The organism is Hydrogenophaga aromaticivorans (assembly GCF_013387465.1).
Lineage (GTDB): Bacteria > Pseudomonadota > Gammaproteobacteria > Burkholderiales > Burkholderiaceae_C > Hydrogenophaga > Hydrogenophaga aromaticivorans.
Genome location: NZ_VYGV01000004.1, coordinates 107,634 through 131,646 on the forward strand (window position 1 = coordinate 107,634; position 24,013 = coordinate 131,646).

A 24,013-nucleotide genomic window follows, 5' to 3' on the forward strand; every position below is an offset into this window, starting at 1 on the left:
GGTTGTCAGGGGTTGACGAAGCGGTCGCCCACCTTGACGCCATCGTTGATCTGCAGGACCAGCGCGTAGGACACCTTGTCGAAGGTGCGGAAGACCATCATCAGGCCGTTGCGCTCACCCGGCAGGCGCATCGTCGGGCGGCTGTCGTCGGTCTTGTCGACGATCTGGTTGGTGTCGCGCAGCAGGGCCAGCACATGGCCGTTTTCCATGCCGTGCTCCCGGCCGCGGTTGATGGCCACGACCTGGTTCTGCGCCGCAAACGTCACCGCGTTGCCGTAAACCGAGACGATCTGCCCCTTCTGGACACTGCCGGGTGCGCGAGGGACGTAGTTGCTGAACTCGCGCGGCGGCTCGGGCAGCAGGCGGTCGCCCACGCGCATTTCCTCTTTGGCCTGCACGATGTCGATGGTGGCGGGCACCAGCTCCGATGGCGGGGCGGAAGTGGCTGTGGAGGTGTTGGCCATCTGCACCCGCTCGACGTTGGCCGGGTTGTCAAAGGCGGGTTTGTAGACGTCGGCCTTGACGGGTTGCGGTGCGGCGCCGGGTGCTGGCGGCGTCTCGACATTGATGCGGCTCTCTGCCCGGCTGAGGTAGGCCTTGCCCACGTATTGCGCTTCGTAGGCGATGACTTCGCCGGTAGAGGGGTCCTTGAGCGGCACCGCGTTGCGGAAGACGCGGAAGTTGCGGGGTTTGCCGGCGGCCAGGCTCAGCGCGTCCGCGGAGGCGCCGGTGCCATCGCCGTAGCTGCCGCGCGCGTAGGCCCGGTCGCCGAGGCTGAGCAGCACGCGGTTTTCAGGCGTGGCGACGATGCGCGGTGCGCGCGCGAAGGTGGCTTCGTCCACGATCAGCGGTTCGGCCAGGAAGGCTTCGATCTGCTGCATGGAGACCGGCGGAATGGCCGAGTCGGACAGGCTCTCGGAGCGGATGCGGGGTGAAACACGCACGGTGGCGGTTTCGCCGCTGCCCGGACGGCGGGTGCTCAGGCGGGCGCGACCACTGCTCTTGTCGAGGTAGAGCACCTGCCCGGGGTAGATGCGGTGCGGGTTCTTGATGTCATCGAGGTTCATGCCCCAGAGCTCGGGCCAGCGCCACGGGCTTTTCAGGAAGATGCCGGAGATGCGCCACAGCGTGTCACCACGAACGACGGTGTGGCTGTCGGGCGCATTGGGGGCCAGTTCGGACAGCGGCACACCCGTCTCGGCGACCTGGTTGGCCGTCGCCCGCTGCCCGGCGGTGATGGGAAAGTTCTGCGCCCAGACGCTGCTGCTGGTCAGCGCGGCGAAAAGGACAGCGGCCCCGGCCAGCGGATGCAGGCGATGCGGCGAACGGTGTTGGACGGTCGGACAGGTGTTCAATGGCATGTGTGGGCCCCTGGGGCAGACGCCATCGCCTCGGAGGTCCGCAGGGGCCGGGACCGGGGTGAGACGGCGCTTTTTATCTTGACAAGTCGCATTTGATTTTGCGCCCAAGCCCTTGATTAGGCAATGTTTATGGCATTTGGGCCGTGCGGGCGCGGACAAAAGTGGCGAAAATAACGACAAACCCACAACCTTGTCACTGCAGCGCCCAACCCCACGTGGTGGCGGTGATCCGGAACGTCCGTCCCATTTTTGACTCCACCGAGACATGAACCCGCCTGAGCTGCTCAACATCCTGCGTTACCCCGACCCGCGCCTGAACACCGTTGCCCGGCCGGTGGCGGTGGTGGACGCGCGCATCCACCAGCTGATCGCGCGCATGTTCGCCACCATGTACGACGCCAGCGGTATCGGCCTGGCCGCGACGCAGGTGGATGTGCACGAGCGGCTGATCGTGATCGATGTGAGCGAAACCCGCGATCAGCCGCTCGTGCTGATCAATCCCGTGATCGAGTGGTCCAGCCCCGAAACCCGCAAGGGGGAAGAGGGCTGCCTGTCCGTGCCCGGCATTTACGACGGCGTGGAGCGCTCGATCGCCGTGCGCGTGCGTGCGCTCGACGGCAACGGGGTGGAGCGCACGATGGAGGCCCAGGACATGCTCGCGGTCTGCATCCAGCACGAGATGGACCACCTGATGGGCAAGGTGTTTGTGGAATACCTCTCGCCACTCAAGCGCAACCGCATCAAGAGCAAGCTGGTCAAGGCGCAACGCGAAACGGAGCGGGCATGAACCTCGCACCGGGCATGCGTTACCGACTGCTGGCGCTGGCTTCCGGGCTGGTGTTGCTGGCCGGTTGCGCGGGCATGCCCGAACGCGTGCCCCCGGGCAGCACCCGGGCGCAGATCGAAGAGCGGCTCGGCCGGCCGACGGCGGAACACCGCTTGCCCGACGGCACGCGCCTGCAGTACTCCCGCCAGCCGGCCGGCGCGCAGGTGTACAACCTGGACCTGGGGCCGGACGGGCGCTTGCGTAGGCTGGAGCAGGTCATGGACGTGGCCTGGCTGGAGCGCATCGAGGTCGGACGCTGGACGCGTGACGATGTCTTGTTGCATCTGGGGCGTCCTGCATGGGTGGAGCAGGTGGCGCGGTTTGATGGCGACATCTGGACCTACCGTGTGATCGATCACGTATGGCAGCGCCGGGTTCACATCCATCTGAGCCCGGCGGGCGTGGTGCAGAAAGTGATGTACTCCGACGAACCGATGCCCGACGACCGGACACCCTGAGTGTGGGTCCACGGTGCTCGACCGCATCGTCCGGCCCCTTATTTCTTCATCGCATGAAAATCATTTTTGCCGGTACGCCGGAGTTCGCCCGCGTGGCGCTGGAACGGTTGCTCGCGGCCGGGTTTGAGATTCCCTTGGTGCTGAGCCAGCCGGACCGCCCGGCGGGGCGCGGCATGAAGCTGCAGGCCTCTCCGGTCAAGCAGTGCGCGCTGGCGCACGGCTTGGCGGTGGCACAGCCACGCAGCCTGCGCCTGGATGGCAAGTTCCCCGTAGAGGCCACCGCGGCGCGCGCCGCGATCATCGCCGCGAACGCCGACGCGATGGTCGTCGCCGCGTACGGTCTGATCCTGCCGCAATGGGTGCTGGACGCGCCGCGACTGGGATGTTTCAACATCCACGCTTCGCTGCTGCCGCGCTGGCGCGGCGCGGCGCCGATCCACCGCGCCATCGAGGCCGGCGACCAACACACCGGCGTGACCATCATGCAGATGGACGCCGGACTCGACACCGGCGACATGCTGCTGGTCGAGCGCCTGCCCATCGCGGCCGACGACAGCACCGGCAGCCTGCACGACCGCCTGGCCGTGCTGGGCGGGCGCCTGATGGTGGAGGCGCTGGAGATGGCGGCCTGCGGCGGCCTGAGTCCGGTACCCCAGCCGGCCGACGGCGTGACCTACGCGCACAAGATCGAGAAGGCCGAGGCGGCCATTGACTGGACCTTGCCCGCGGCCGTGATCGCGCGCAGGGTGCGCGCCTTCAACCCCTTTCCGGGGGCGAGCACGGCGCTGGCGGGTGAGGCGATCAAGGTCTGGGCGGCGCAGGTCGAAACCGACACCGGTGCAGATGCGGGTGCGGCTGCGCCGGGACAGGTACTGGCCATCGGGCCCCAGGGTATCCGGGTCATGACGGGCGACGGCGTGCTGGTGTTCGATGAGCTGCAGCGCGCGGGCGGCAAGCGCCTGCCGGCGGCGGACTTCCTGCGCGGTTTTGCGCTCACGCCCGGGCAGGTGCTGGACGCCCCGACCACCGCAACCGTGGCGGCGGCCTGATGTTCTACCTGCGCGAACACCGCCAGCGGGCGGAATTCTGGGAAGGCGTGCGCGACCAGGGCACGGTGGCCATGGGCATCGGCGCCTGGGGCCTGATGACCGGCGTGGCCATGGTCAAGTCGGGACTGTCGGTGCTGGAAGCCTTGTTGATGACCCTGATCGTCTACGCTGGCAGCGCCCAGCTCGCGGCCGTGCCCATGATCGCGGCGGGCGCGCCGCTGTGGGTGATCCTGACCGCGGCGTTCTGCGTCAACCTGCGTTTCGTCGTGTTCTCGGCGCATCTGCGGCCCTACCTGATGCACCTGCCGCGCTGGCAGCGGCTGGTCAGCGGTTACGTGACCGGTGACCTGAGCTATGTGTTCTTCGCGCGCCGTTTTCCCAAACCCGGCCAGTCACCCGACGAACTCGCACGCCAGCAGGCCTACCTGATGGGCAACTGCGCGGTCAACTACATCGCCTGGATGGTGGCCAGCGTGGTCGGCATCGTGCTCGCCAACGCCATCCCCACCGAATGGGGGCTGGGTTTTGCCGGCATCCTGGCGCTACTGGGCGTGCTCAGCTCGCTGGCCTCTTCACCGCTGCGCATCGTTTCGGCCGGTGTGGCCGGGGCCGCCGCGGTGGTGGCCTGGGCTTTGCCGCTCAAGCTCAACATCCTGGTGGCCATCGCCAGCGCCGTGGCGATCTGCCTGGTGCTGGAAAAGGCGATGCCGCACCGTCCCGCCGCGGGAGCGCCCCATGTTTGACCTCGACCCCTGGACCCTGCTCACCATCGTGGCGCTGGGGTGCATCACGGTGATCACGCGTGGGTTTTTCTTCCTGTCGGACAAGCCCTGGACCTTGCCGCACTGGGCCCAGCGCGGGCTGCAGTACGCGCCCATCGCCGCTTTGGCCGCCGTGGTGGTGCCCGAGATCGTGATGGCACAGGGCGAGCTGGTGCGCACCTGGCAGGACGCGCGCCTGTTCGCCGCCGCCGCCGGGGGCGCCTGGTTCTACTGGCGCCGCGGTGTGCTCGGCACCATTGTGGCCGGCATGCTGGTCTACCTGCCGCTGCGCATCGGGCTGGGCTGGTGAGGGCTGAGGCGCCTTCTTAAGGCCACCTAAAGGAAGGTGCGTCAAAATAGGGAGGCAGCGCTTTCGCCGCCGACGGCCTTGTCGGCGCAGCGAAGCCGTGTTGCGATTTTTGTGAATCTTGATGAAACCCATGACAGACCCCCGGTCGACCGCTGCGGCCCTCCCAGTGTCCGGCCATGCCGCGCCGCTGGTGTCGGTGCTGATCCCCGCGAAAGACGAAGCCGGCAACATCGGTGCCCTGGTGGACGAGATCGTCGATGCCCTGCAGCCGACCTGCGGCTTTGAAATCGTGCTGGTGGACGATGGCAGCACCGATGGCACCGACCAGCAGTTCCTGCAGCGCTGCCAGGCCCGCGGTGCGCGCGCCCAGCTGCTGCGCCACGCACGCAGCTGCGGGCAGAGCACCGCGATGTGGACCGCTTCGCGCCATGCCCGCGGGCGCTATCTGGTCACCATCGATGGCGACGGGCAGAACGACCCGGCCGACATCCCGGCCCTGGTGCGGCAGGCGCAGGAACTGGAGGCGGGTGGCGAACATTTCTGCATCGCGGGCTTTCGCCACAAGCGCAAGGACACCGAGTGGAAGAAGATCCAGTCGAAGATTGCCAACGCCGTGCGCCGCCAGATCCTCGATGACGGCGTGCCCGACACGGGTTGCGGACTGAAGCTGATCCCGCGCAGCACCTGGGCCTTGCTGCCGTATTTTGATCACATGCACCGCTACATCCCGGCGCTGGTGCGGCGCGTGGGTGGCCGCATCGCGGTGGTGCCGGTGAACCACCGCCACCGCACGGCCGGGGTGTCCAAATACACCGCCTGGAACCGTGTGTGGGTGGGCATCGTCGACATGTTTGGCGTGCGCTGGCTGATCCGGCGCAGCAAACAGCCGGTGCTGGAACGGGTGGAAACCGTCGGTGAAATCTAGCGCCAAACTGCTCGTCAAGCCGCTGGGGCTGACGGCTGTGCTGACGCTGGCCTTTGTCTCCCTGCACTACGGCTGGTGGGGTTCGGTCACCGAAGAAGACCTCTTGCGCCAGCTGTTCCAGCAGCACTGGGCCATCGCCTGGCCGGCGTTCGCCCTGGGCAGCATTGTCTACACCGCGGCCGGGGGACCGCGCCAGTTGCTGGCTTTCAGCTGCGGCTACCTCATGGGTGGTTTTGTGGGCGGGGTGGTCAGCGCCTTGCTCACCGGGTTCGGGGCCTTGCTGACCATCGCCGTGGTGCGCCGCATGGGCATGGACTGGTTGCGCCAGCGCCATGGCCAGAAGATCGAAGGCTTGCGTCGCGTGCTCGCCGAGGACACCTGGCTCTGGATCTGCATCATCCGGCTGATGCCGGTGGGCAGCAATCTGCTGACCAACGTCGCCGCCGCACTGGCGGGTCTGAGCCGGCGCGGTGTGTTCCTGGGCAGCCTGCCGGGTTACCTGCCACAGTCGCTGCTGTTCAGTTACGCCGGCCGCGGTGTGGCCCTGCAGGACAGCTCGAAGATCTGGATGAGTTTTGCCCTGCTGGTGGTCTCCAGCGTGCTGGCCTGGTACCTGTACCACCACGGTTTCAAGCAGCGCATGGAACAATGGAAAGTCACCCCCGCGCCGCCTGCTGCGTCACCCCTTCCAGGGGGCGCAGCCAGCGGCCCGGCAAAGCCGGTTCCGCGGCTGCCTCGGGGAGATGGCGCTACGGACTTGACGGAGAACCATCCCCATGACTTCTGACGCCACCGTGCGCCGCCAGACGCTGTTCTGGCTGGCGGCCACGGCCCTCGTGCTGTTCGCGGGCATCGGCCTGCGTTACCCCTGGCCGGCCGACGAGCCCCGCTTTGCGCAGATCGCGCGCGAGATGGTCGAGAGTGGCCAGTGGCTGTTCCCGACCCGCGGCGGCGAGTACTACCCGGACAAGCCACCGGTGTTCATGTGGCTGAGTGCGCTGTTTTTCCAGCTCGTCGGCAACCTCAAGCTGTCGTTCCTGCTGCCCAGCGTGCTGGCCTCGATCGGCACGCTCTGGCTGGTGCACGACCTGGGCCGTCGCTTGTGGAATGCGCAGACGGCGCTGTTCGCCGTGCTGGTGCTGGCCTTCACGCCGCAGTTCCTGTTGCAGGGCAAGGCGGCGCAGATCGACGCCCTGGTCACGTTCTGGATCACGCTGGGCTGCTACGGCCTGCTGCGCCATTTCCTGACCGGGCCCCACTGGCGCTGGTACTTCGTGAGCTGGGTGGCCATGGGCCTGGGCATCATGACCAAGGGCGTGGGTTTCCTGCCGCTGCTGATGCTGCTGCCGTTGGCTCTGTGGAGCAATGCTCCCCCCTGCGCCGCTCCGCGTCTTTCCCCCGAAGGGGGGACCGCACCTGCGGCCCGGCAAAGCCGGTTCCATGGTGCGTGCTGGAGCTGGCGCCTGCTGCTCGGTGTGCCGGTGATGCTGGCGGTGATCGCGCTCTGGCTGGGGCCGATGCTCTGGCAGGTGCACAGTGTGGGCACCGACACGATGGTGGCCTACCGCAACGACCTGCTGTTCCGGCAGACCGGCGAACGTTTCGTCAATGCCTGGCACCACGTCAAACCCTGGCACTACTTCTTCACCCAGGCGATCCCGGTGGTGTGGTTCCCCTTGCCGATCGTGATGCTGGTGTTGATCAAGCCCCTGGTGGCGCTGCTGCGCCAGGATGCCAAGCTGCGTGTGTTGCTGGCCTGGGTGGGGCTGGTGCTGCTGTTTTTCTCGATCAGCTCGGGCAAGCGCGAGGTCTACATCTTCCCCGCTCTGCCCATGTTGTCGCTGGTGGTGGCGGTACTCTGGGTGAACAGCCGGAAGCTCCCGCTGGCGAAGAAGCTGGACGGGGTTTTCCGCTGGTTGATGCCGGTCATCGCCGCCCTTCTGATGGCTCTGGGTTTGCTGATGTGGCTGGCACCCGGGCGTTTGCCCGGCAAGCTGCAGGACTACGCCGACATCGTGGGTGCCGTGGCCGCGCCCCTCACAGGATTGGGCGTGGCCTTGATCGCCGTGCTGTTGTGGCTGCGCCGGTCCGACCTGTTTGTCCGTCTGGCCGCGGCCAGCCTGGTGGGCTGGCTGTTCGTCGCGCTGCTGGTCTGGCCGCGGGTGGATCCCTATCGCACGCCGCAGGACATGATGCAGGCGGTGGAGCAGCATCTGCCCCCGGGGGCCGAGCTCGGGCTGATTGCCTTCAAGGAGCAGTTCCTGCTGTTCAGCCAGCGGCCACTGACCCACTTCAGCTACCTGGCGCCGCTGCTGCAGCAGGAGCAGAACGCCTGGATCTGGATGCGCGAGGCCCCGAACCGCCACCTGCTGGTGCCCACCGACGGCGAACTGGGCTGTTTCGAGGTCGCACGTGCGGTGTCGCTGGGCGAGGCGCACCGGCGCGAATGGGTGCTGCTCGGTCCGGACGCGGTGCGGCCGACCTGCGGGACACCGGCCCGTCTCCAACGTTTCCACTACCAACCCGTCACGAACGGGGTATTGCCATGACCGAACCGATCCCCGGGCCCGGCCGGAAAATCCTGGTCACCGGCGCCGCCGGCTTCATCGGTTTTCACCTGTGCAAGCGCCTGCTCGACCAGGGTTTTGAGGTCGAGGGCCTGGACAACCTGAACGCCTACTACGAGCCCACGCTCAAGCAGGCCCGCCTGCAGCAGTTGCTGGACCGGCCCGGCTTCGCGTTCCACCGCCTGGACTTGGCCGACCGCGATGCCATGGCGCGGCTGTTTGCCGAAAACCGTTATGACGCGGTGCTGCACCTGGCCGCCCAGGCCGGCGTGCGCTATTCGGTTGACCATCCCATGACCTACCTCGACAGCAACCTGGCCGGCATGCTGACGGTGCTGGAGGGGTGTCGTCACAGTGGTGTGCGGCACCTGGTCTATGCCTCGTCCAGCTCCATCTACGGCGCGGCGCGCCAGATGCCGCTGCGCGAGGACATGGTCACCGACCAGCCGATCTCGCTCTACGCCGCGAGCAAGAAGGCCAACGAACTCATGGCCTACAGCTACAGCCACCTCTACGGCATCCCGGCCACCGGGCTGCGCCTGTTCACCGTGTACGGACCCTGGGGGCGCCCGGACATGGCCATCTTCAAGTTCGTGCGCGCGGTGCTGGCAGGCCAGCCGATCGATGTCTACAACAACGGCCAGATGCGCCGCGACTTCACCTACGTGGACGACGTGGTCGACGCCGTGCTCAAGGTCATGGCCGTGCCGCCGGTGGCCACGGCCGACGCGCCCGCCCACCGGGTGCTCAACGTGGGCAACAACGGGCCGGTGAGCCTGCTGGACTTCATCGGCTGCATCGAAAAGGCCACCGGCATCGAAGCCATCAAACACTTCATGCCGATGCAGCAGGGCGACGTGCCGGAGACCTGGGCGGACACCACGGCGCTGGAAAAGGGTTTTGGCATCCGCCCGAACACCGATCTGCAGCTCGGGGTGCAGCGTTTTGTGGACTGGTACCGCGGCTACTACGGCGACACTGGCACCGTTTGAGCCGCCTGCCCGGCGAGCCAGGGCCGCGCTCCGAGCCAGCCGGCCAGGCTGACGCTGGCGCAGGTCAGCAGCGTCCACAGGGTGTGGCTGGGCGGGTGCGCGCCGCGCAGGGTCTGCGCCGCACCGGCGAGCGCGCCGGCGAACACCAGAAACATCAGCCAGCGCCAGCCGGTCGCGGCCTCGCGGTCGACCCCTCGGGGCGGCAGCAGCCAGGGCAGGCACAGGGGCAGAAAGGCCAGGGCGCTGGAAGCGTGACCGCCGGGGAAGCAGCGGCCAGGCCCCCCGTCCGTGTCCAGGAAGTTCCAGTGCGAAACGTAAGACGCGCCGCCGCCGAAGGCCTGCAGCTCCCAGGGGCAGCTGGTGAGGCTGTGGTACTTCACCAGATTCACCGCCAGCAGCGACAGCGCCACCAGCACCACCACGACGAGGCGCTCGCGCCGGTCGATGGCCGGGCCGGGCCAGGTCTGTGGCCACAGCACCCACAGCCCGAGCAGCAGGTAGAAGCCCAGGGCGACCTGCCGCAGGCCATCGTGCAACACCCGTTCCAGCAGCCAGTGGTGGCGCCAGGGAAACCCCTCGGGCGTTCCGATGGCCTGCAGCACGGGCAGGTCCAGGCCCGAGAGATCCCACAGCAGGGTCAGCACCAGCACCGCCACCAGACCTCTCAGCAGGTGGATGACGGGTGGCGAATGGGCCAGCAGGGAACGGGCAGCGGGACGGGTGTGCATGGGGTGCCATCGTGCGCGGCGCACTTTAAGAGAGGCTTAAGCGCGGTCCGGATAATGGAACTCTTTTGTCATCGGGCTCTGGCCCGCCTCTGAAATGCGCGCACTTGTGGTGGAAGACGATCCCGGCATCGCCAGCGGTCTGAGCGATTCGTTGCGCCAGGCGGGTTACGCGGTGGACGTGTGCCCGACCCTGGATGCCGCCTGGGCGGCCCTGGCGGTGGAGCCTTTTGACGTGTTGCTGCTGGATCTGGGCCTGCCCGATGGCGACGGGCTGGACCTGCTGGCGCGCCTGCGCCGCCTCGGTGAGCGCAGCCGGGCCCACGAAGCGCTGCCGCGCAGCGACATGCCGGTGCTGATCATGACGGCTCGCGATGGCGTGAGCGACCGCATCAGCGGCCTGGACAGCGGGGCCGACGACTACATCGTTAAACCGTTCGACGCCAACGAATTGCTAGCCCGGCTGCGCGCCATGCTGCGGCGGGCGAGCGGGCGCAGCAAGCCCTTGATCGAACACGGCGACCTGGTGCTCGACCCGGCCACGCGCACGGTGGAGCGCGCGGGGTTGCCGGTGGCCCTGGGTGGGCGCGAGTTTGCGCTGTTGCTGACCCTGCTGCAGGCCCGTCCCCAGGTGCTGTCCAAGGCCCGGCTGGAATCGGCCCTCTACGGCTTTGGCGAAGCGCTCGACAGCAACGCGATCGAGGTGCACGTGCACCACCTGCGCCGCAAGCTGGGTGAGTCGCTCATCAAGACCGTGCGCGGCGTGGGTTACTTCATTCCCCGCGAAGTGGCCACCGCCGCCGCGCCGAAGCGCTCGGACCCCGAATGAACCCGGTGGCCGCTTCACCATCGCCGCAGCCTGTGCTGCGCCGCTACATCCTGAGCTGGACGCTCGGTGCGCTGTTGCTGGTGTGGCTGACCCTGATCGCCGTGGCCTGGTCCACCGGGTTCCGCGAGGCGCGCAAGTTTTCGGACGGCCAGCTGGTGGCGGTGGCCAAGCTGTGGATCGAAGCTTCGCCCACCGGGGCCAGCCAGAACACGGTGCCGGCGTCGGCCGGTCTGGAGCATGAGTACCTGCAGGACGTCGCCGTGCTGGCCTGGGAGGATGGCCGCCTCGTGGCCGACACCCACCGCATCGCGCCGGGGCTGGACATCACGAGTCTGCCCCCGCGGGGGTTTCGCACCCTGACACTGCAGACCGAACACGGCCTGAGCGACTGGCGCAGCTTCGGCGTGCGCCTGAACACAGACGGACGCGAGCGCCGCGTGCTGGCGCTGATGGACATGAAGAAGCGTGGCGAGCTCGGCAAAGACATCGCCGAACACGTGGCGCAACCCGCGATCCTGATCCTGCCGCTGGTGGCCCTGCTGCTGTGGTGGACCATCCGGCGCGGTTTGCGTCCGCTGGACCAGCTCTCCAGCGAGGTGGCTGCGCTCGACGGGTTCGCCGGTCAGCGGCTGGACACCCAGCACCGTTTTCGCGAATTCACCAGCACGGTCTCGGCCATCAACACACTGGTCGATACCTTGCAGAAGCAGGCGCAACGCGAGCGCGAATTCGCTTCCGACGTGGCGCACGAACTGCGCACGCCGCTGGCGGTCATTGCGCTGCAGGCCCGGGCCGCGCAGGGGGACGCTTCGCCCGAACGCCTGGACCGGCTGGAGCGCGAGGCCCTGCGCGCCGGCCGCATCCTGTCGCAGTTGCTGGACCTGGCGCGGGCACAGCGCACCGGTACCGGGGGGCCGTCCAACCTGTTGGAGACGCAGGACGTCGAGCTCGGCGAGCTCGCGGCGCGTTTGATTTCGAACCATGCGCAACTGGCGTACGAAACGGGTCACGAGCTGTCCCTGCAGCAGCCCGAGCAGCCCGTGCGCGTATCGGCCCAGCCCATGTTGCTGGAGCTGGCACTGCGCAACCTGATCGAAAACGCCCTGCGCCACACGCCCGAAGGCACCCAGGTGTCGGTCGAAATCTGGCGCTCATCCGACGGCTTCGGCGTGTCCGTGTCCGACGACGGTCAACGCGCGGGCTCGGTTGCCGTCACCGCAGCGTCCGAGCCCGGCCTCGGTCTGGGCCTGCGCCTGGTGGGGCGCATCGCCGAACAGATGGGCGCCACGCTGGAGCGCGATGCGGGCGAGCCGCCCATGAGCACGCGGTTCAATCTGCGCTGGGCACGCTGAGAACCCTGGATTCTTGGCGGAACAGGTCGGCATAAGGTTGGCTTAACCCAGGCTGCATACGCTGGCGGAGCCAGTGTGTGCTGGCGCATCGAATGTGACCATGCAGGCAATCTTGTCCCCGGCGCTGTCCGCCCTGCCCACGCAGGCGCCCGCCCCCATCAACACTCCAGCTGTCCGGTCCCCGGGCCAGACCGTCTGGTTGCTCGCGCTGTGGCTGGCCGGTCCGGGCAATCTGCCGCTGTGGCAGCGCATGCTGTCCGGTGGCGAGGTCCGCTGGACGGCGTTCATGGGCCTGGGTCTGATGATCCTGGGCGGCACGGCGGCCTTGCTGTCGCTGCTGGCGTGGCCGCGCCTGCTGCGGCCGGTCGCGTCCCTGCTGGTGGTGATGGCGGCCCTGAACAGCCACTACATGTGGCAGTACGGTGTCGTGATCGACGCCACCATGCTGGCCAACGCCTTGCACACCGATGTGCGCGAGGTGCGGGACCTGCTGTCGTGGTCGCTGGCGGGCAGCCTGCTGCTGGTGGCGGCGCCACCGCTGTGGTGGTTGTGGCACCGGCCGGTGGCGATGGGCCACGCGGCTTCGCGGCTGCTGCCCAACGGCCTGGGCGCGGTGGCCGGCCTGGTGTTGGCGGTGGGCGCGGCACTGCTGAGCTACCAGGACCTCGCCTCACTGATGCGCAACCAGAAGGCGCTGCGCTTCATGATCAATCCCCTGAACACGGTGTATGCCGCAGGCAAACTGGCTGCGCAACAGCTGCCCGCGCAGGCGCGCACCCTGACGCCGGTCGGTGAAGACGCGGTGCTTGGCGCGAGCTACGCGAACCAGGCGCGGCCACCGCTGCTGCTGCTGGTGCTGGGTGAGACGGCGCGCGCCGACCACTTTGCCCTCGATGGCTATGCCCGTGACACCACGCCCACGCTGGCGCGCTGGCAACAGCAGGGTGATCTGGTGAACTTCAGCCAGGTGCGTTCCTGCGGCACCAACACCCAGGTGTCGGTGCCTTGCGTGTTCTCACCACTGACGCGAGCCCAGGGCGGTGACGAGACCGCGCGCCACGAAAACCTGCTGGATGTGTTGCAGCGGGCCGGACTGGCGGTGCTCTGGCTGGACAACCAGGCGGGCTGCAAAGGCGTCTGTGATCGGATCCCCCATGCGAGCACGCGCGAGCTGGCCGTGCCGGGTCTCTGTTCCGACGGAGAGTGTTTTGACGCGGTCATGTTGAATGATCTCGATGCGCGCATCGCCGCCCTTGACCCGCAACGCCGCGAGCGCGGCGTGGTGCTCGTCATGCACCAGATGGGCAGCCACGGCCCGGCGTATTTCAAACGCACGCCGCCCGGGCACAAGCGCTTTGTGCCCGAATGCACCAGCGCCACGCTGTCGGACTGCACCCCCGAGTCACTCGCCAACGCCTACGACAACACCATCGCCTACACCGACCACTTCCTGGGCCAGACGCTGGACTGGCTGCAGCGCCAGGCCCAGCAGGGGCGGCACGACACCGGCCTGGTCTATGTGTCCGATCATGGCGAATCGCTGGGCGAAAACGGGCTCTACCTGCACGGTTTGCCGTACGCGCTGGCACCCGAGCAGCAAACCCATGTGCCCATGGTGGCCTGGTTGTCGCCCGGGCTGCAGCGGCGCAGCGGCGTCTCGGTGGGCTGTCTGCGGCAGCGCTCAGGCGAGGCCTTGTCACACGACAATGTGTTCCATTCGGTGCTGGGGCTGATGGACGTGCGCACCTCGGCGTACCAGCGCCCGCTCGATGCGCTGGCGCCCTGCGCCAAGCCGCCGGTGCAGGCCGGGGTCAGTCCGCGGCCGGCAGGCTGAGGGCGACCCCCAGACCGCCCAGTCGGGCCGTTTCCAGGCGGACATCGCCCCCGTAGAGCCGGGCCAGATCGGTCACGATGGCCAGGCCCAGCCCCGATCCGGGCACGCTTTCGTCCAGCCGTGCGCCCCGCGCGAGCACGGCGGCGCGGGCCTGGTCGTCGATGCCCGGACCATCGTCCTCCACGCGCAGGCACAGCCGGCCCGCTTCGCTGGAGGCGCTGACCACCACCGTGTGGCGTGCCCATTTGCAGGCGTTGTCGATCAGATTGCCCAGCATCTCCTGCAAGTCCTGTTCTTCGCCCGCAAAGGCCAGCGTGTCGGGCAGACCGCTGGCGTCGATGTCAATGTGACGTTCGGCGTGCACCCGCTGCATCACCCGCACCAGGCCGAGCACCACCGGGGCCACGGGCGTGCGCAGACCGGGCAGGCGCTCGGCGGCGGCGGCCCGCGCATGGGCGAGGTGCCAGTCGATGTGGCGTCGTGCCGTGTCCACCTGTTCGTGGACCAGGCGCGCGAGTGCGGGCCCGGTGTCGCGCGGGTTGGCCGGGTCGCCCGCGTTCAGCGCCTGCGTGGCCGCCTGTCCCAGGACCGCCAGCGGGGTCTTGAGGGCGTGGGCCAGGTTGCCCGCCTGGGTGCGCGCGCGCGCCACCACCTCGGCGTTGCGGTCCAGCACGCCGTTGAAGTCGTCGATGAGCGGCTGCACCTCACTGGGGAAACGGCCCTGCAGTCGGGCGGAGCGGCCTTCGCGCACCTGCACCAGGGCGTGCTGCAGGCCCCGCAGCGGCGACAGGCCCACCGCGACCTGGGTCACCGCGGCCAAGGCCAGCAGCGCACCCAGCACCAGCAGCGAAATGGAAAGCACACCGGTGAAGCGGTCGACCGCTTCCAGCGCCTGCCGGGTTTCGGCCGCTACGATCAGGCGCCAGCGCACGCCCGGCTGTTCGCCCAGCGCCACGGTGCGTTCCAGCATCAGCACGGCCGCGCCCTGCGGACCGCTGCCTTCGTGCACGTGCACGGTGCCGTTCGCCAGCGCATCCGCGCTCAGCGGCAGGGTGGTGTCCCAGAGCGAGCGCGAACGCAGCACGCCGCTGCGGATGGCGCCGTCCCCGCTCACCTGATCGAGCTGCCAGTAAAGACCGGAATAGGGTGTGCGCCAGCGCGGGTCGGACAGCTGTTGCGGATCGATCACGGGTTGCCCGCTGGCGTCCAGTTCCAGTTGGGTGGTCAGCTGGTCGAGCTGCAGGGTCAGCGCCGCTTCGAACTGGCGCATGACGTGTTCGCGAAACAGGCCGCTGAGCCAGACACCGGCCAGCAGCAGCGCCAGCGCGAGCGCGGCGAGCGTGGCGGCCAGCAGGCGAAAACGCAGCGAGGAGGCCCAGCGGCCGAACGTGATCATGGGTTGTTGAGCTTAAGGCACCGATGAACCTGCCCTGCATGCGCCGCAACGCCGGGCATCGCGCGCGGCATGGCGCCGGCTCAGTCCGTGCTGGCCTGCGGCTGCACCAGTCGGTAGCCCAGGCCGCGCACGGTCTCGATCAGTTCGGGCGGGAGTTTCTTGCGCAGTCGGCCGACGAACACCTCGATGGTGTTGGAGTCGCGGTCGAAGTCCTGTGCGTAGATGTGTTCGGTGAGTTCGGTGCGCGAGACCACCGAGCCCGGGCGGTGCATCAGGTAGTCGAGCACCTTGTACTCGTGGCTGGTCAGGGCGACCGGTTGGCCCGCGAGCGTGACGCGGCCGCTGCGCGTGTCCAGCGCCAGCGCGCCGCACTGCAGCACCGGTGAGGCCAGGCCGCTGGCGCGGCGGATCAGCGCGCGCAGGCGCGCCAGCAGCTCTTCCATGTGGAAGGGTTTGGTCAGGTAGTCGTCGGCGCCGGCATCGATGCCCGCCACCTTCTCGCTCCAGTTGTCGCGTGCGGTCAGGATCAGCACCGGCATGGTCCGGCCGGCATCGCGCCAGCGTTTGAGCACCGTGAGACCGTCGAGCACCGGCAGGCCGAGGTCGAGCACCACCGCGTCAAACGCTTCGGTGTCGCCCAGGAAGTGGGCGTCGCGGCCGTTGTCGGCTTCGTCCACCGCGTAGCCGGCGTCCACCAGGCCGCTGCGCAGTTGTGCGCGCAGCGTGGGTTCGTCTTCTACCAGGAGGATGCGCATGCGGGTTCTTTCAATGTCCACGGTTCCTGGGGTCGCGATGGCGATCCTCGCGGGTCCTGCGACGCAGCACCTCGCCGGTCTTGGCGTCGAGTTCGAGCTTGATCCGCTGACCACCGGCCTGCAGCAACTTGATCTCATAGACCCAGCGCTCGCCGTCGTTCTCCAGTTCGACTCCCAGCACCTGGCCCGGGTGCTCGCGTTCCAGCCGCTCCAGCACCGATCGCAGTGGCAGCACCTGCCCGGCCTGCACGGCTTGCAGGGCGCGCTCGTGGTCGTCGTCGCGTGACCAGGCGGGGGTCGTGCCCAGCCCGCCCAGCAGCGCCGCTGTCACCAGCAGGGTCCGCAGCGGCGCGCTGCCGTATCCGGGGCGTGTCAACACATTCATGGGGTCATTGTCGGTGGGCATTCCTTAACGGCAGATGAACGGCCGCTTCAGCTGGCGTTCAAGCGGGGTCTCTCACACTGCATCCCGTTCTCCCCTTCATCCCTTTGAAAGACACCATCATGTTGTTTGTGCATTCTTCCCGACTGTCCGCCGGCCTGCTCGCGGCGATGCTGGCCAGCAGCTTGTGGTCGACCGCTGTGCACGCTGCCGACACCACGCCCGCCGCACAACTGCAGCACTGGAGCGCCCAGGCCGGCACACCGGGCGATGCGGCCAAGGGCCAGACCTTCTTCAACGCCAAACACGGGGCCGAGTGGTCGTGCGCCTCCTGCCACAACACGCCGCCCACCACGCAAGGCAAACACGCCAACACCGGCAAGCTGATCGCGCCGCTGGCGCCGGCCTTCAACCCCAAGGCGTTCACCGACACGGCGAAAGTCGACAAGTGGTTCAAGCGCAACTGCAACGACGTGCTCAGCCGCGAATGCAGCGCCGGCGAAAAGGCCGACGTGCTGGCCTACCTGAACAGCCTGAAGTGAACGACCTCGACATCCAGGAGCGATCCATGAAAACCCCCACCACCCGATCCCTGCTCGTGGCCATTGGCCTGGGCATCGCCGCACTGTCCACCGCGCAGGCCGACGGCGGGCGCATGATGCCGCGCGACATGCCCAAGGCCTACATGGCCGAATGCGCCGCCTGCCACACCGCGTACACACCGGGCCTGCTGCCCGCCCGTTCGTGGCAGCGCATCATGGCCGGCCTGGACAAGCACTACGGCACCGACGCTTCGCTGGATGACGCCACCGTCAAGCAGCTCAGTGCCTGGTTGCAGGCGAACGCCGGCACCTACAAGCGTGTGGTCGAGGAGCCGCCCGAGGACCGCCTCACGCGCTCGGCCTGGTTCGAGCGCAAGCACCGCGAGGTCCCCGCCTCGGTCTGGAAACACGCCAGCATCAAGAGCGCGGCCAACTGCGCCGCCTGCCACACCGGCGCCGACCGCGGCGATTTCGATGACGACAACATCCGGATGCCGGCGGGCGTGAACCTGGGCCAGCGCTGGTTCTGGAAAGACTGAACCCGGGAGAACCACCATGCAAGCCACCACCCCCATGCCTTCCTCTGCTGTCGCTGGCGCGTCCCAGGCGCGACCAGCCGCCCGACGCCGTGTCACCGATGCGCCCACCCGCATGTTTCACTGGCTGTTCGCCCTGTGTTTTCTGGGCGCCTACCTGACGGCCGATGGCGAGAGCTGGCGCATGCTGCACGTCACGCTCGGCTATTCCATGGCGGGTCTGCTGGGCTTTCGTATGGTCTATGGCCTTTTCGGCCCGCGCCAGGCGGGCCTGGGCCTGATGTGGCGCAAGCTGGGCAGCGCGCCAGCGTGGCTTCGGTCGCTGCGCACGGCCCCATCCATCGCCGCCGTCAACTGGCGCCAGGGGCAGAACCTGCTCATGGCGCTGGCGGTGGTGGCCCTGCTCGTGCTCGTGGTGCCGCTCACCTTGAGCGGCTACGCGACCTTCAACGAATGGGGCGTGTTCCCCGGTGACGACTGGCTGGGCGAAATGCACGAATTTCTGGGCGAGGCCTTTCTGTTTGTGGTGCTGGCCCATTTGGCCCTGATCCTGGGTCTGAGCCTGCTGCGCCGCAAGAACCTGGCATCGCCCATGTTGACCGGCAGCGTGGAAGGGCCGGGTCCGAGCCTGGTGCAGAAGAACCGCGCCTGGCTGGCGACCCTGCTGCTGCTCGCGGTGCTGGCCTACGGCGCCTGGGAATGGCAGCAGTCGCCCAACGGGCTGGTGTCAGCCAAGGCCCTCAGCAGCCTCGTGTCGGGCAACGGCGGCGGGCGCGATCACGGTGATGACGATTGACCGCCCCGAGTCCGGGCCTTACTTGACGAACTGAATTCTGAAAGCAACAACCATGAACCAATACCTCTGTGTGGTCTGCGGATGGCTGTACGACGAAGCCGCTGGCTGGCCCGAAGAAGGCTTTGCGCCCGGGACGCGCTGGGCCGACGTGCCGGACGACTGGCGCTGCCCCGAGTGTGGCGTGGGCAAGGCCGACTTTGTGCTGTGCGAGGGGTGAGTCCCACCGACTTCGCGGGTGGATTCAGCGCGGCTTCTCTGGCGTGAGGGGCGGCAGGCGGGTCATCCGCACCACGTCGCCCGTGACCGGATGCTGGTAGGCCTCCACGATGCCACCGCCGTGTTCGATGGCGTAGAACTCGTGGCAGTTGCCCCGCGACACCTTGAACTTCACCAGCAGGTAGGCCGATGCCCTGAAACGCGCGCGTGCCTGCGCCTCGGACAACCATTGGCTGCGTGGCAGTTCGGTGCAGACCACCTTTTCGCCCGGGGTGCTGGCCTGTGCCGATCCGCTGGACCCGATCAGGAGCGCAAGGCACAGGGCAGCGAACGCAGGCGAGCCGATGAGGGCGTGTGGGTGGCGAGGCGGGGTGCTGGGTGACATGGGCGCTTGAGGGGCAGTGGTTGATGGAGATCCCTGTGGATCGAGCCACCAGATACTGGCGCCCCAACATTTACGCATCCTTAAACAGCCGTCGCGGGGGCCAACGCCCGTCTGTCGGCTTCAGGTGCCGACAGCGCATTCCCTACAATTTGCGCTGTTCCCCTTCACTTCGCACCTGTTCAAGGCTTCACCATGCAATTCATCCGTTTCTCCGATCTCTGCGCCAGTGGCCAGGCCAAGGGTCAGCGTGTCTTCATCCGCGCCGACCTCAACGTGCCGCAGGATGACGCCGGCAAGATCACCGAAGACACGCGCATCCGCGCCAGCATCCCCGCGATCCAGATGGCGCTGGACGCCGGTGCCGCCGTCATGGTGACGTCGCACCTCGGCCGCCCCACCGAAGGTGAATTCAAGCCCGAAGATTCGCTGGCCCCCGTGGCTGCGCGCATGGGGGAACTCATGGGCCGCAGCATCCCCGTGGTGGCCAACTGGGTCGATGGCGTGTCCGTCGAACCCGGCCAGCTCGTCATGCTGGAGAACTGCCGCCTCAACGTCGGGGAGAAGAAGAACAAGCCCGAACTCGCCGCCAAACTCGGCAAGCTCTGCGACATCTTCGTGCACGACGCCTTCGGCACCGCGCACCGCGCCGAAGGCAGCACCTACGGCATCGCCGAGACCGCGCCGATCGCCTGCGCCGGCCCCTTGCTGGCGGCCGAGATGGACGCCATCGGCAAGGCCCTGGCCAACCCGAAACGCCCGCTGATCGCCATCGTCGCCGGCAGCAAGGTCAGCACCAAGCTCACCATCCTGCAGGCCCTGGCCAAGAACGTCGACGGCCTGATCGTCGGCGGCGGCATCGCCAACACCTTCATGCTCGCGGCCGGCCTGAAGATCGGCAAGAGCCTGGCCGAGCCCGACCTGATCGGCGAAGCCAAGGCCGTGATCGACGCCATGAAAGCGCGCGGCGCGGCGGTGCCGATCCCGACCGACGTGGTCTGCGCCAAGAGCTTCAGCCCCGACGCCGTGGCCACGGTCAAGGCCGCCACCGACGTGGCCGAAGACGACCTGATCCTGGACATCGGCCCGCAGACCGCGCAGCTGCTGGCCGAACAACTCAAGAAGGCCGGCACCATCGTCTGGAACGGCCCGGTGGGCGTGTTCGAGTTCGCCGCCTTCGAGAACGGCACCAAGGTCATTGCCCACGCGATCGCCGAGAGCAGCGCGTTCAGCATCGCCGGTGGTGGCGACACCTTGGCGGCGATCGCCAAGTACGGCATCGAGAAGGACGTGGGTTACATCTCCACCGGTGGTGGCGCCTTCCTCGAAGTGCTGGAGGGCAAGACACTGCCGGCGTTTGAGGTGCTCGCCCGGCGCGCGGGCTAACGCTTCCGGGTGGGTATCCGGAGCACCACCCACGCACCGATCGCGGCCGTGGCCAGCAGCACCAGCTGCACCGCCACGCGCCCGCGAAAACTCCAGATCGACACGCTGACCATCACCGCCATGGACACCACGGCAACGATCTTGTTGCGCCGTGTCAGGCTGCGGTGCGTTTCCCAGTCGCGCAGCATCGGACCGGTGAGCCGGTGGTTGAGCAGCCAGCGGTGCAGGCGCGGCGAAGCCTTGGCGTAGCAGGCTGCGGCCAGCAGGATGAAGGGCGTGGTGGGCAGACCGGGCAGCACGATGCCGATCAGGCCCAGCAGCAGCGCCAGCGAACCGGCGGCCCACAGCAGCCCACGCACCAGGCGCGAACGGTGGGGCGCCTGGGTGGCGCTCACGGCGAGAACATCCCCAGCGGGTGGTGGGCCGTCGCGATGCTGGCCATGAGGCCCACCACCGACAGTGCCGCGACAAAGGCGAGGGCCTTGCCGGTGCGCGTCGGCGCGCGTTTGAGGGCAAAGCTGCCCAGCACGATGTAGACCACCAGCAGCACCAGCTTGGCGCCCAGCCAGTGGTTGTGCCAGGGGTTCAGCTGCAGCAGCCACCACAGCGTGGCGCCTGCGAGCAGCAGCAGCGAGTCGATGACGGGGCTCAGGCCACGGGCCAGGGCGCGCATGGGCCAGGCCTGTCCCGCCAGCACACCCAGGCCGCGCACCGCGAACACCGACACGCTCAAGACCACCAGGGTGATGTGCAGGTGTCGGAGCCAGGGGTAGAGGGCGGCAATCAGTTCGGGGGCGGGCATGGTCCGCGCATCATAGGGCGCTGCAGACTCAGCCCGCCAGCGTCGGGTAGTCGATGTAGCCCTTCGCACCGCCGCCATAAAACGTCGTCTTGTCGGGGGTGTTGAACGGACCGCCCGCGTGCAGCCGTGTCACCAGATCCGGGTTGGCGATGAAGGCCCTGCCGAAGGCCACGAGGTCGGCGCCATCGGCGAGCGCCTGGCGCGCCATCGCCAGGTCGTAGCCGTTGTTGACCATCCAGGCCCCCCGGCCGCCGGCTTCGCGGTAGGCGGTTTTGAGTGCGGCGTAGTCGAAGGGCCGGTCCGGCAGTTCGCGCGGGCCGCCGGTGGCGCCTTCGATCAGGTGCAGGTAGGCCAGCTGCAGGGGGGCGAGTTTGCGCACCACGTGGTCGAACAGCGGTTGCGGATGGTCATCGTGCGCGTCGTTGGCCGGTGTCACGGGCGAGAGCCGGATGCCGGTGCGGTCGCCGCCGACGGCTTCGGCCACGGCGCGCGTCACCTCCAGCAGAAAGCGTGCGCGGTTGGCGATGCTGCCACCATGGTCGTCCTTGCGGTGGTTGCTGCCCGTCTTGAGGAACTGGTCGATCAGGTAGCCGTTGGCGGCGTGGATCTCGACGCCATCAAAACCGGCTGCGATGGCGTTGAGCGCGGCGTGGCGGTAGTCCATCACGATGCCGGGGATCTCTTCGGCGTCGAGCGCGCGCGGTTCGGAGGTGTCGACGAAGGTGGGCACGCCGTCCTTGATCAGCACCGTCTTGGTGTGGGCGCGGATCGCCGAGGGCGCGACCGGCGCGCCAAAGTGTGGCTGCAGCTCACGGTGTGACACGCGGCCCACGTGCCAGAGCTGAACCACGATCTTGCCGCCGGCGTCGTGCACGGCCTGGGTCACGCGTTTCCAGCCGTCGAGCTGCTCGGTGCCGTAGAGGCCGGGCACGTCGGCGTAGCCCTGGCCCTGGTGGCTGATGGCGGTGGCTTCGGTGATCAGAAGGCCGGCGCTGGCGCGCTGGGTGTAGTAGGTCGCCATCAGCGGCGTGGGGATGGCGTCGGGCGCGCGGTTGCGGGTGAGCGAGGCCATCACGATGCGGTTGGACAGGCTCAGGGCGCCCACTTGCAGGGGTTCGAAAAGGGTGGTCATGGTGGGTATGAGCGGCAGGGATGGAGATGCGGCCCAGTCTACGCCTCGCAGCCCGCGCAGGCAGTCGCCGACGGACGGTGATTCCACCGAGGGTGTTTCAAAAAGTGATGACGGGCGGTATAACTTTGCTCATGATCCACCTCCGCGAAATCGACCACCTCGTGCTGCGCGTCGTGAATCTCGATGCCATGCTGCGGTTTTATGGCAATGTGCTGGGCTGCCGCATTGAGCGCCGCCAGGATGGCATCGGGCTGGTGCAGTTGCGTGCCGGGCGCTCGCTGCTCGACCTGGTGCCGGTGGACGGGCCGCTCGGTCGCGCCGGCGGCGCGGCGCCGGGCGCGCAGGGGCGCAACCTTGACCATTTCTGCTTCCGGGTGGAGCCGTTTGACGAGGCACAGATCCGTGCCCAGCTGCGGGCGCACGGCGTCGAGGCCGGCGAGCTGGCCTCGCGCTATGGCGCCGAAGGCGAGGGCCCTTCGCTCTACGTCACCGACCCCGAAGGCAATGTGGTGGAGCTCAAGGGGCCGCCCGATGGCGCGTCCCCGGCGCTGTGATCAGGCCGTGCGGCCCTGTTGCAGCACCTCGCGCAGGCCCGCGAAGCGCCTGCGGTACTGGGCCGGTGTGAGGTTGACCTCGCGCTTGAACAGGCGCGCGAAATAGCCCGCGTCTTCGTAGCCCACCTGGCCGGCGATGGCCTCGATCGAGTCCTCGCTGCCTTCCAGCAACTGTTTGGCCTCTTCGAGCCGCACGTGGTGCACGTACTGCAGCGGTGACAAACCTGTGGCCTGCTGGAAGCGGCGCACGAAGGAGCGCTCGGCCAGGCCCGAGAGCCGCGTCATCGCCGCCACCGGGCTGGGCTCGCCGTAGTGGTCGGCGACCCAGAGCTGGCAGCGCGTGATGACCGCGTCGTCCGACTGCCGGCTCGCCGAGAGCCGCGCAAACGGCTGCTGGCCACTCTCGTGCCAGTCGATCAGGTACAGGCGCGCCATCTGCATCGCCGCCTCCAGACCCACCAGCCGGGCGATCAGGTACAGCGCGAGGTCTTGCCAGGAGGTGCCGCCACCGGCCATCACCAGGCGCTGGCCTTCGCCCGCGGTCACCAGCGCGCGCCGGCGGTGCAGGCGGATGCCCGGGTGGCGCTGCGCCAGCACGTCGCAGTAGGCCCAGTGGGTGGTGGCGTCTTCGCCTTCGAGCAGGCCGGCTTCGGCCATGAGCAGCGCGCCCGAACAGGCCGCCGCGATGATGGCGCCACGGGCATGGGCTTCGCGCAGCCAGGCCGCTTCGGCCTCATAGCGTCCGTGCAGGTCGGTGCTCGGCACCACGAACACCTCGGGGATGCAGACGACCTGCGGGGCCACGGCGTTGGCGATGGAGGTGTCGGGCACCAGGTGCACGCCGTTGGCAATGGTCAGGGGCTGGCCGTCGGCCGACACGATCTGCACCCGCAGCAACGAGCTGCCCGGGCGGTCCTCCACCACCAGGGGCCAGTCGCGCCCCACGCCCATGAACATGTCGCTCATGCCGAACAGCATCGAGGCCGCCACCTCGGGCAGCGCCAGGATGGCAACGGTGGCGAGCACGGGGGCGCCGTCGTGATCTGACATGGCGGTTTTGTCGGGTGGCTGTCGGATTTGACTGCAGGTGAAAACGGGGGGTCTGCCTACAGTGCCTGACCGATTCTAGAACCGTCAAATCCCCT

General features: G+C 68.2%; 28 protein-coding genes. 18 read left to right on the forward strand and 10 right to left on the reverse strand.

Going from position 1 to position 24,013, the window contains the following annotated elements; translation table 11 throughout:
• Nucleotides 1-5 precede the first annotated feature (5 nt).
• Complete coding sequence (locus tag F3K02_RS03455; RefSeq protein WP_177133358.1) at nt 6-1,361, reverse strand: LysM peptidoglycan-binding domain-containing protein; 1,356 nt, start codon at nt 1,359-1,361, stop codon at nt 6-8.
• Nucleotides 1,362-1,626: 265 nt separating this feature from the next.
• Here F3K02_RS03455 and def point away from each other — a divergent pair, with 265 nt between their 5' ends.
• The 9 genes from def (at nt 1,627) to F3K02_RS03500 (ending at nt 9,249) form a co-directional block, all read left to right on the forward strand.
• The gene (def, locus tag F3K02_RS03460) at nt 1,627-2,148 is read left to right on the forward strand and encodes a peptide deformylase (protein ID WP_177133360.1); all 522 of its coding nucleotides are present in this window, start codon (nt 1,627-1,629) and stop codon (nt 2,146-2,148) included.
• The gene (locus F3K02_RS03465) at nt 2,145-2,645 is read left to right on the forward strand and encodes a hypothetical protein (protein ID WP_177133362.1); all 501 of its coding nucleotides are present in this window, start codon (nt 2,145-2,147) and stop codon (nt 2,643-2,645) included. The genes def and F3K02_RS03465 overlap by 4 nt, the downstream gene beginning before the upstream one ends.
• A gap of 53 nt (nt 2,646-2,698) precedes the next feature.
• Complete coding sequence (gene fmt / locus F3K02_RS03470) at nt 2,699-3,694, forward strand: methionyl-tRNA formyltransferase (RefSeq protein WP_177133364.1); 996 nt, start codon at nt 2,699-2,701, stop codon at nt 3,692-3,694.
• On the forward strand, nt 3,694-4,437 hold the full coding sequence (locus F3K02_RS03475) for an AzlC family ABC transporter permease (RefSeq protein WP_177133366.1): 744 nt from the start codon (nt 3,694-3,696) through the stop codon (nt 4,435-4,437). The genes fmt and F3K02_RS03475 overlap by 1 nt, the downstream gene beginning before the upstream one ends.
• A complete protein-coding gene (locus tag F3K02_RS03480) occupies nt 4,430-4,765 on the forward strand; it encodes an AzlD domain-containing protein (protein WP_177133368.1) in 336 nt (111 codons plus the stop codon). Before F3K02_RS03475 ends, F3K02_RS03480 begins: the two co-directional genes overlap by 8 nt.
• Nucleotides 4,766-4,895: 130 nt before the next feature.
• Nucleotides 4,896-5,690 carry a glycosyltransferase family 2 protein gene (locus F3K02_RS03485; RefSeq protein WP_210826578.1) on the forward strand — a complete coding sequence of 265 codons (795 nt, stop codon included), beginning with the start codon at nt 4,896-4,898 and terminating at the stop codon, nt 5,688-5,690.
• On the forward strand, nt 5,680-6,477 hold the full coding sequence (locus F3K02_RS03490) for a VTT domain-containing protein (RefSeq protein WP_177133370.1): 798 nt from the start codon (nt 5,680-5,682) through the stop codon (nt 6,475-6,477). The genes F3K02_RS03485 and F3K02_RS03490 overlap by 11 nt, the downstream gene beginning before the upstream one ends.
• On the forward strand, nt 6,467-8,239 hold the full coding sequence (locus tag F3K02_RS03495) for an ArnT family glycosyltransferase (protein WP_177133372.1): 1,773 nt from the start codon (nt 6,467-6,469) through the stop codon (nt 8,237-8,239). The genes F3K02_RS03490 and F3K02_RS03495 overlap by 11 nt, the downstream gene beginning before the upstream one ends.
• The gene (locus F3K02_RS03500) at nt 8,236-9,249 is read left to right on the forward strand and encodes an SDR family NAD(P)-dependent oxidoreductase (RefSeq protein WP_177133374.1); all 1,014 of its coding nucleotides are present in this window, start codon (nt 8,236-8,238) and stop codon (nt 9,247-9,249) included. Before F3K02_RS03495 ends, F3K02_RS03500 begins: the two co-directional genes overlap by 4 nt.
• Here F3K02_RS03500 and F3K02_RS03505 read toward each other — a convergent pair.
• On the reverse strand, nt 9,225-9,977 hold the full coding sequence (locus tag F3K02_RS03505) for a phosphatase PAP2 family protein (protein WP_177133376.1): 753 nt from the start codon (nt 9,975-9,977) through the stop codon (nt 9,225-9,227). The two genes, F3K02_RS03500 and F3K02_RS03505, sit on opposite strands and share 25 nt — an antisense overlap.
• Before the next feature lie 94 nt (nt 9,978-10,071).
• Here F3K02_RS03505 and F3K02_RS03510 point away from each other — a divergent pair, with 94 nt between their 5' ends.
• From F3K02_RS03510 to F3K02_RS03520, 3 genes are all read left to right on the forward strand, one after another.
• The gene (locus F3K02_RS03510) at nt 10,072-10,803 is read left to right on the forward strand and encodes a response regulator (protein ID WP_177133378.1); all 732 of its coding nucleotides are present in this window, start codon (nt 10,072-10,074) and stop codon (nt 10,801-10,803) included.
• The gene (locus tag F3K02_RS03515; protein ID WP_177133380.1) at nt 10,800-12,155 is read left to right on the forward strand and encodes a sensor histidine kinase; all 1,356 of its coding nucleotides are present in this window, start codon (nt 10,800-10,802) and stop codon (nt 12,153-12,155) included. The genes F3K02_RS03510 and F3K02_RS03515 overlap by 4 nt, the downstream gene beginning before the upstream one ends.
• Before the next feature lie 100 nt (nt 12,156-12,255).
• Entirely contained in the window at nt 12,256-13,989 is a 1,734-nt protein-coding gene (locus tag F3K02_RS03520) for a phosphoethanolamine transferase (RefSeq protein ID WP_177133382.1), read from the forward strand.
• Here F3K02_RS03520 and F3K02_RS03525 read toward each other — a convergent pair.
• From F3K02_RS03525 to F3K02_RS03535, 3 genes are all read right to left on the reverse strand, one after another.
• Nucleotides 13,967-15,385, reverse strand: a complete 1,419-nt coding sequence (locus F3K02_RS03525; RefSeq protein ID WP_177133384.1) for a sensor histidine kinase — start codon at nt 15,383-15,385, stop codon at nt 13,967-13,969. The two genes, F3K02_RS03520 and F3K02_RS03525, sit on opposite strands and share 23 nt — an antisense overlap.
• Before the next feature lie 80 nt (nt 15,386-15,465).
• On the reverse strand, nt 15,466-16,140 hold the full coding sequence (locus F3K02_RS03530) for a response regulator transcription factor (RefSeq protein WP_177133386.1): 675 nt from the start codon (nt 16,138-16,140) through the stop codon (nt 15,466-15,468).
• Between the two features lie 10 nt (nt 16,141-16,150).
• Entirely contained in the window at nt 16,151-16,525 is a 375-nt protein-coding gene (locus F3K02_RS03535) for a PepSY domain-containing protein (protein WP_177133388.1), read from the reverse strand.
• A gap of 119 nt (nt 16,526-16,644) precedes the next feature.
• Here F3K02_RS03535 and F3K02_RS03540 point away from each other — a divergent pair, with 119 nt between their 5' ends.
• The 4 genes from F3K02_RS03540 to F3K02_RS03555 are packed head-to-tail and all read left to right on the forward strand — an operon-like array spanning nt 16,645 to nt 18,613.
• Nucleotides 16,645-17,064, forward strand: coding sequence for a DUF1924 domain-containing protein (locus tag F3K02_RS03540; protein ID WP_425485559.1), 420 nt, complete (start codon nt 16,645-16,647; stop codon nt 17,062-17,064).
• A 26-nt stretch (nt 17,065-17,090) separates the two neighbouring features.
• Nucleotides 17,091-17,603 (forward strand): diheme cytochrome c, encoded by a 513-nt coding sequence (locus F3K02_RS03545; protein WP_177133390.1) that lies wholly within the window; start codon nt 17,091-17,093, stop codon nt 17,601-17,603.
• Between the two features lie 16 nt (nt 17,604-17,619).
• Nucleotides 17,620-18,396 carry a cytochrome b/b6 domain-containing protein gene (locus F3K02_RS03550; protein ID WP_177133392.1) on the forward strand — a complete coding sequence of 259 codons (777 nt, stop codon included), beginning with the start codon at nt 17,620-17,622 and terminating at the stop codon, nt 18,394-18,396.
• Between the two features lie 52 nt (nt 18,397-18,448).
• Entirely contained in the window at nt 18,449-18,613 is a 165-nt protein-coding gene (locus F3K02_RS03555; RefSeq protein ID WP_177133394.1) for a rubredoxin, read from the forward strand.
• Between the two features lie 24 nt (nt 18,614-18,637).
• Here the strand turns inward: F3K02_RS03555 and F3K02_RS03560 are convergent, their stop codons facing one another.
• Nucleotides 18,638-18,997 carry a PepSY domain-containing protein gene (locus F3K02_RS03560; RefSeq protein ID WP_177133396.1) on the reverse strand — a complete coding sequence of 120 codons (360 nt, stop codon included), beginning with the start codon at nt 18,995-18,997 and terminating at the stop codon, nt 18,638-18,640.
• Nucleotides 18,998-19,189: 192 nt separating this feature from the next.
• On the opposite strand from F3K02_RS03560, the gene F3K02_RS03565 reads away from it, so the two are divergent.
• Nucleotides 19,190-20,380: a phosphoglycerate kinase gene (locus F3K02_RS03565; protein WP_177133397.1), complete on the forward strand. Its 1,191-nt coding sequence runs from the start codon at nt 19,190-19,192 to the stop codon at nt 20,378-20,380.
• Here the strand turns inward: F3K02_RS03565 and F3K02_RS03570 are convergent.
• From F3K02_RS03570 to F3K02_RS03580, 3 genes are read right to left on the reverse strand one after another with little or no spacing between them, the layout of a single operon-like run.
• Complete coding sequence (locus F3K02_RS03570) at nt 20,377-20,775, reverse strand: DUF454 family protein (RefSeq protein WP_177133400.1); 399 nt, start codon at nt 20,773-20,775, stop codon at nt 20,377-20,379. The two genes, F3K02_RS03565 and F3K02_RS03570, sit on opposite strands and share 4 nt — an antisense overlap.
• A complete protein-coding gene (locus tag F3K02_RS03575) occupies nt 20,772-21,182 on the reverse strand; it encodes a SirB2 family protein (RefSeq protein WP_177133402.1) in 411 nt (136 codons plus the stop codon). Before F3K02_RS03575 ends, F3K02_RS03570 begins: the two co-directional genes overlap by 4 nt.
• 28 nt (nt 21,183-21,210) lie before the next feature.
• On the reverse strand, nt 21,211-22,314 hold the full coding sequence (locus F3K02_RS03580; RefSeq protein WP_177133404.1) for an alkene reductase: 1,104 nt from the start codon (nt 22,312-22,314) through the stop codon (nt 21,211-21,213).
• A 131-nt stretch (nt 22,315-22,445) separates the two neighbouring features.
• Between F3K02_RS03580 and F3K02_RS03585 the strand changes: the two genes are divergently transcribed.
• On the forward strand, nt 22,446-22,868 hold the full coding sequence (locus F3K02_RS03585; RefSeq protein ID WP_177133406.1) for a VOC family protein: 423 nt from the start codon (nt 22,446-22,448) through the stop codon (nt 22,866-22,868).
• On the opposite strand, the gene F3K02_RS03590 is transcribed toward F3K02_RS03585, so the two are convergent.
• Nucleotides 22,869-23,918, reverse strand: a complete 1,050-nt coding sequence (locus F3K02_RS03590) for a GlxA family transcriptional regulator (protein WP_177133407.1) — start codon at nt 23,916-23,918, stop codon at nt 22,869-22,871.
• Between the last annotated feature and the right edge of the window lie 95 nt (nt 23,919-24,013).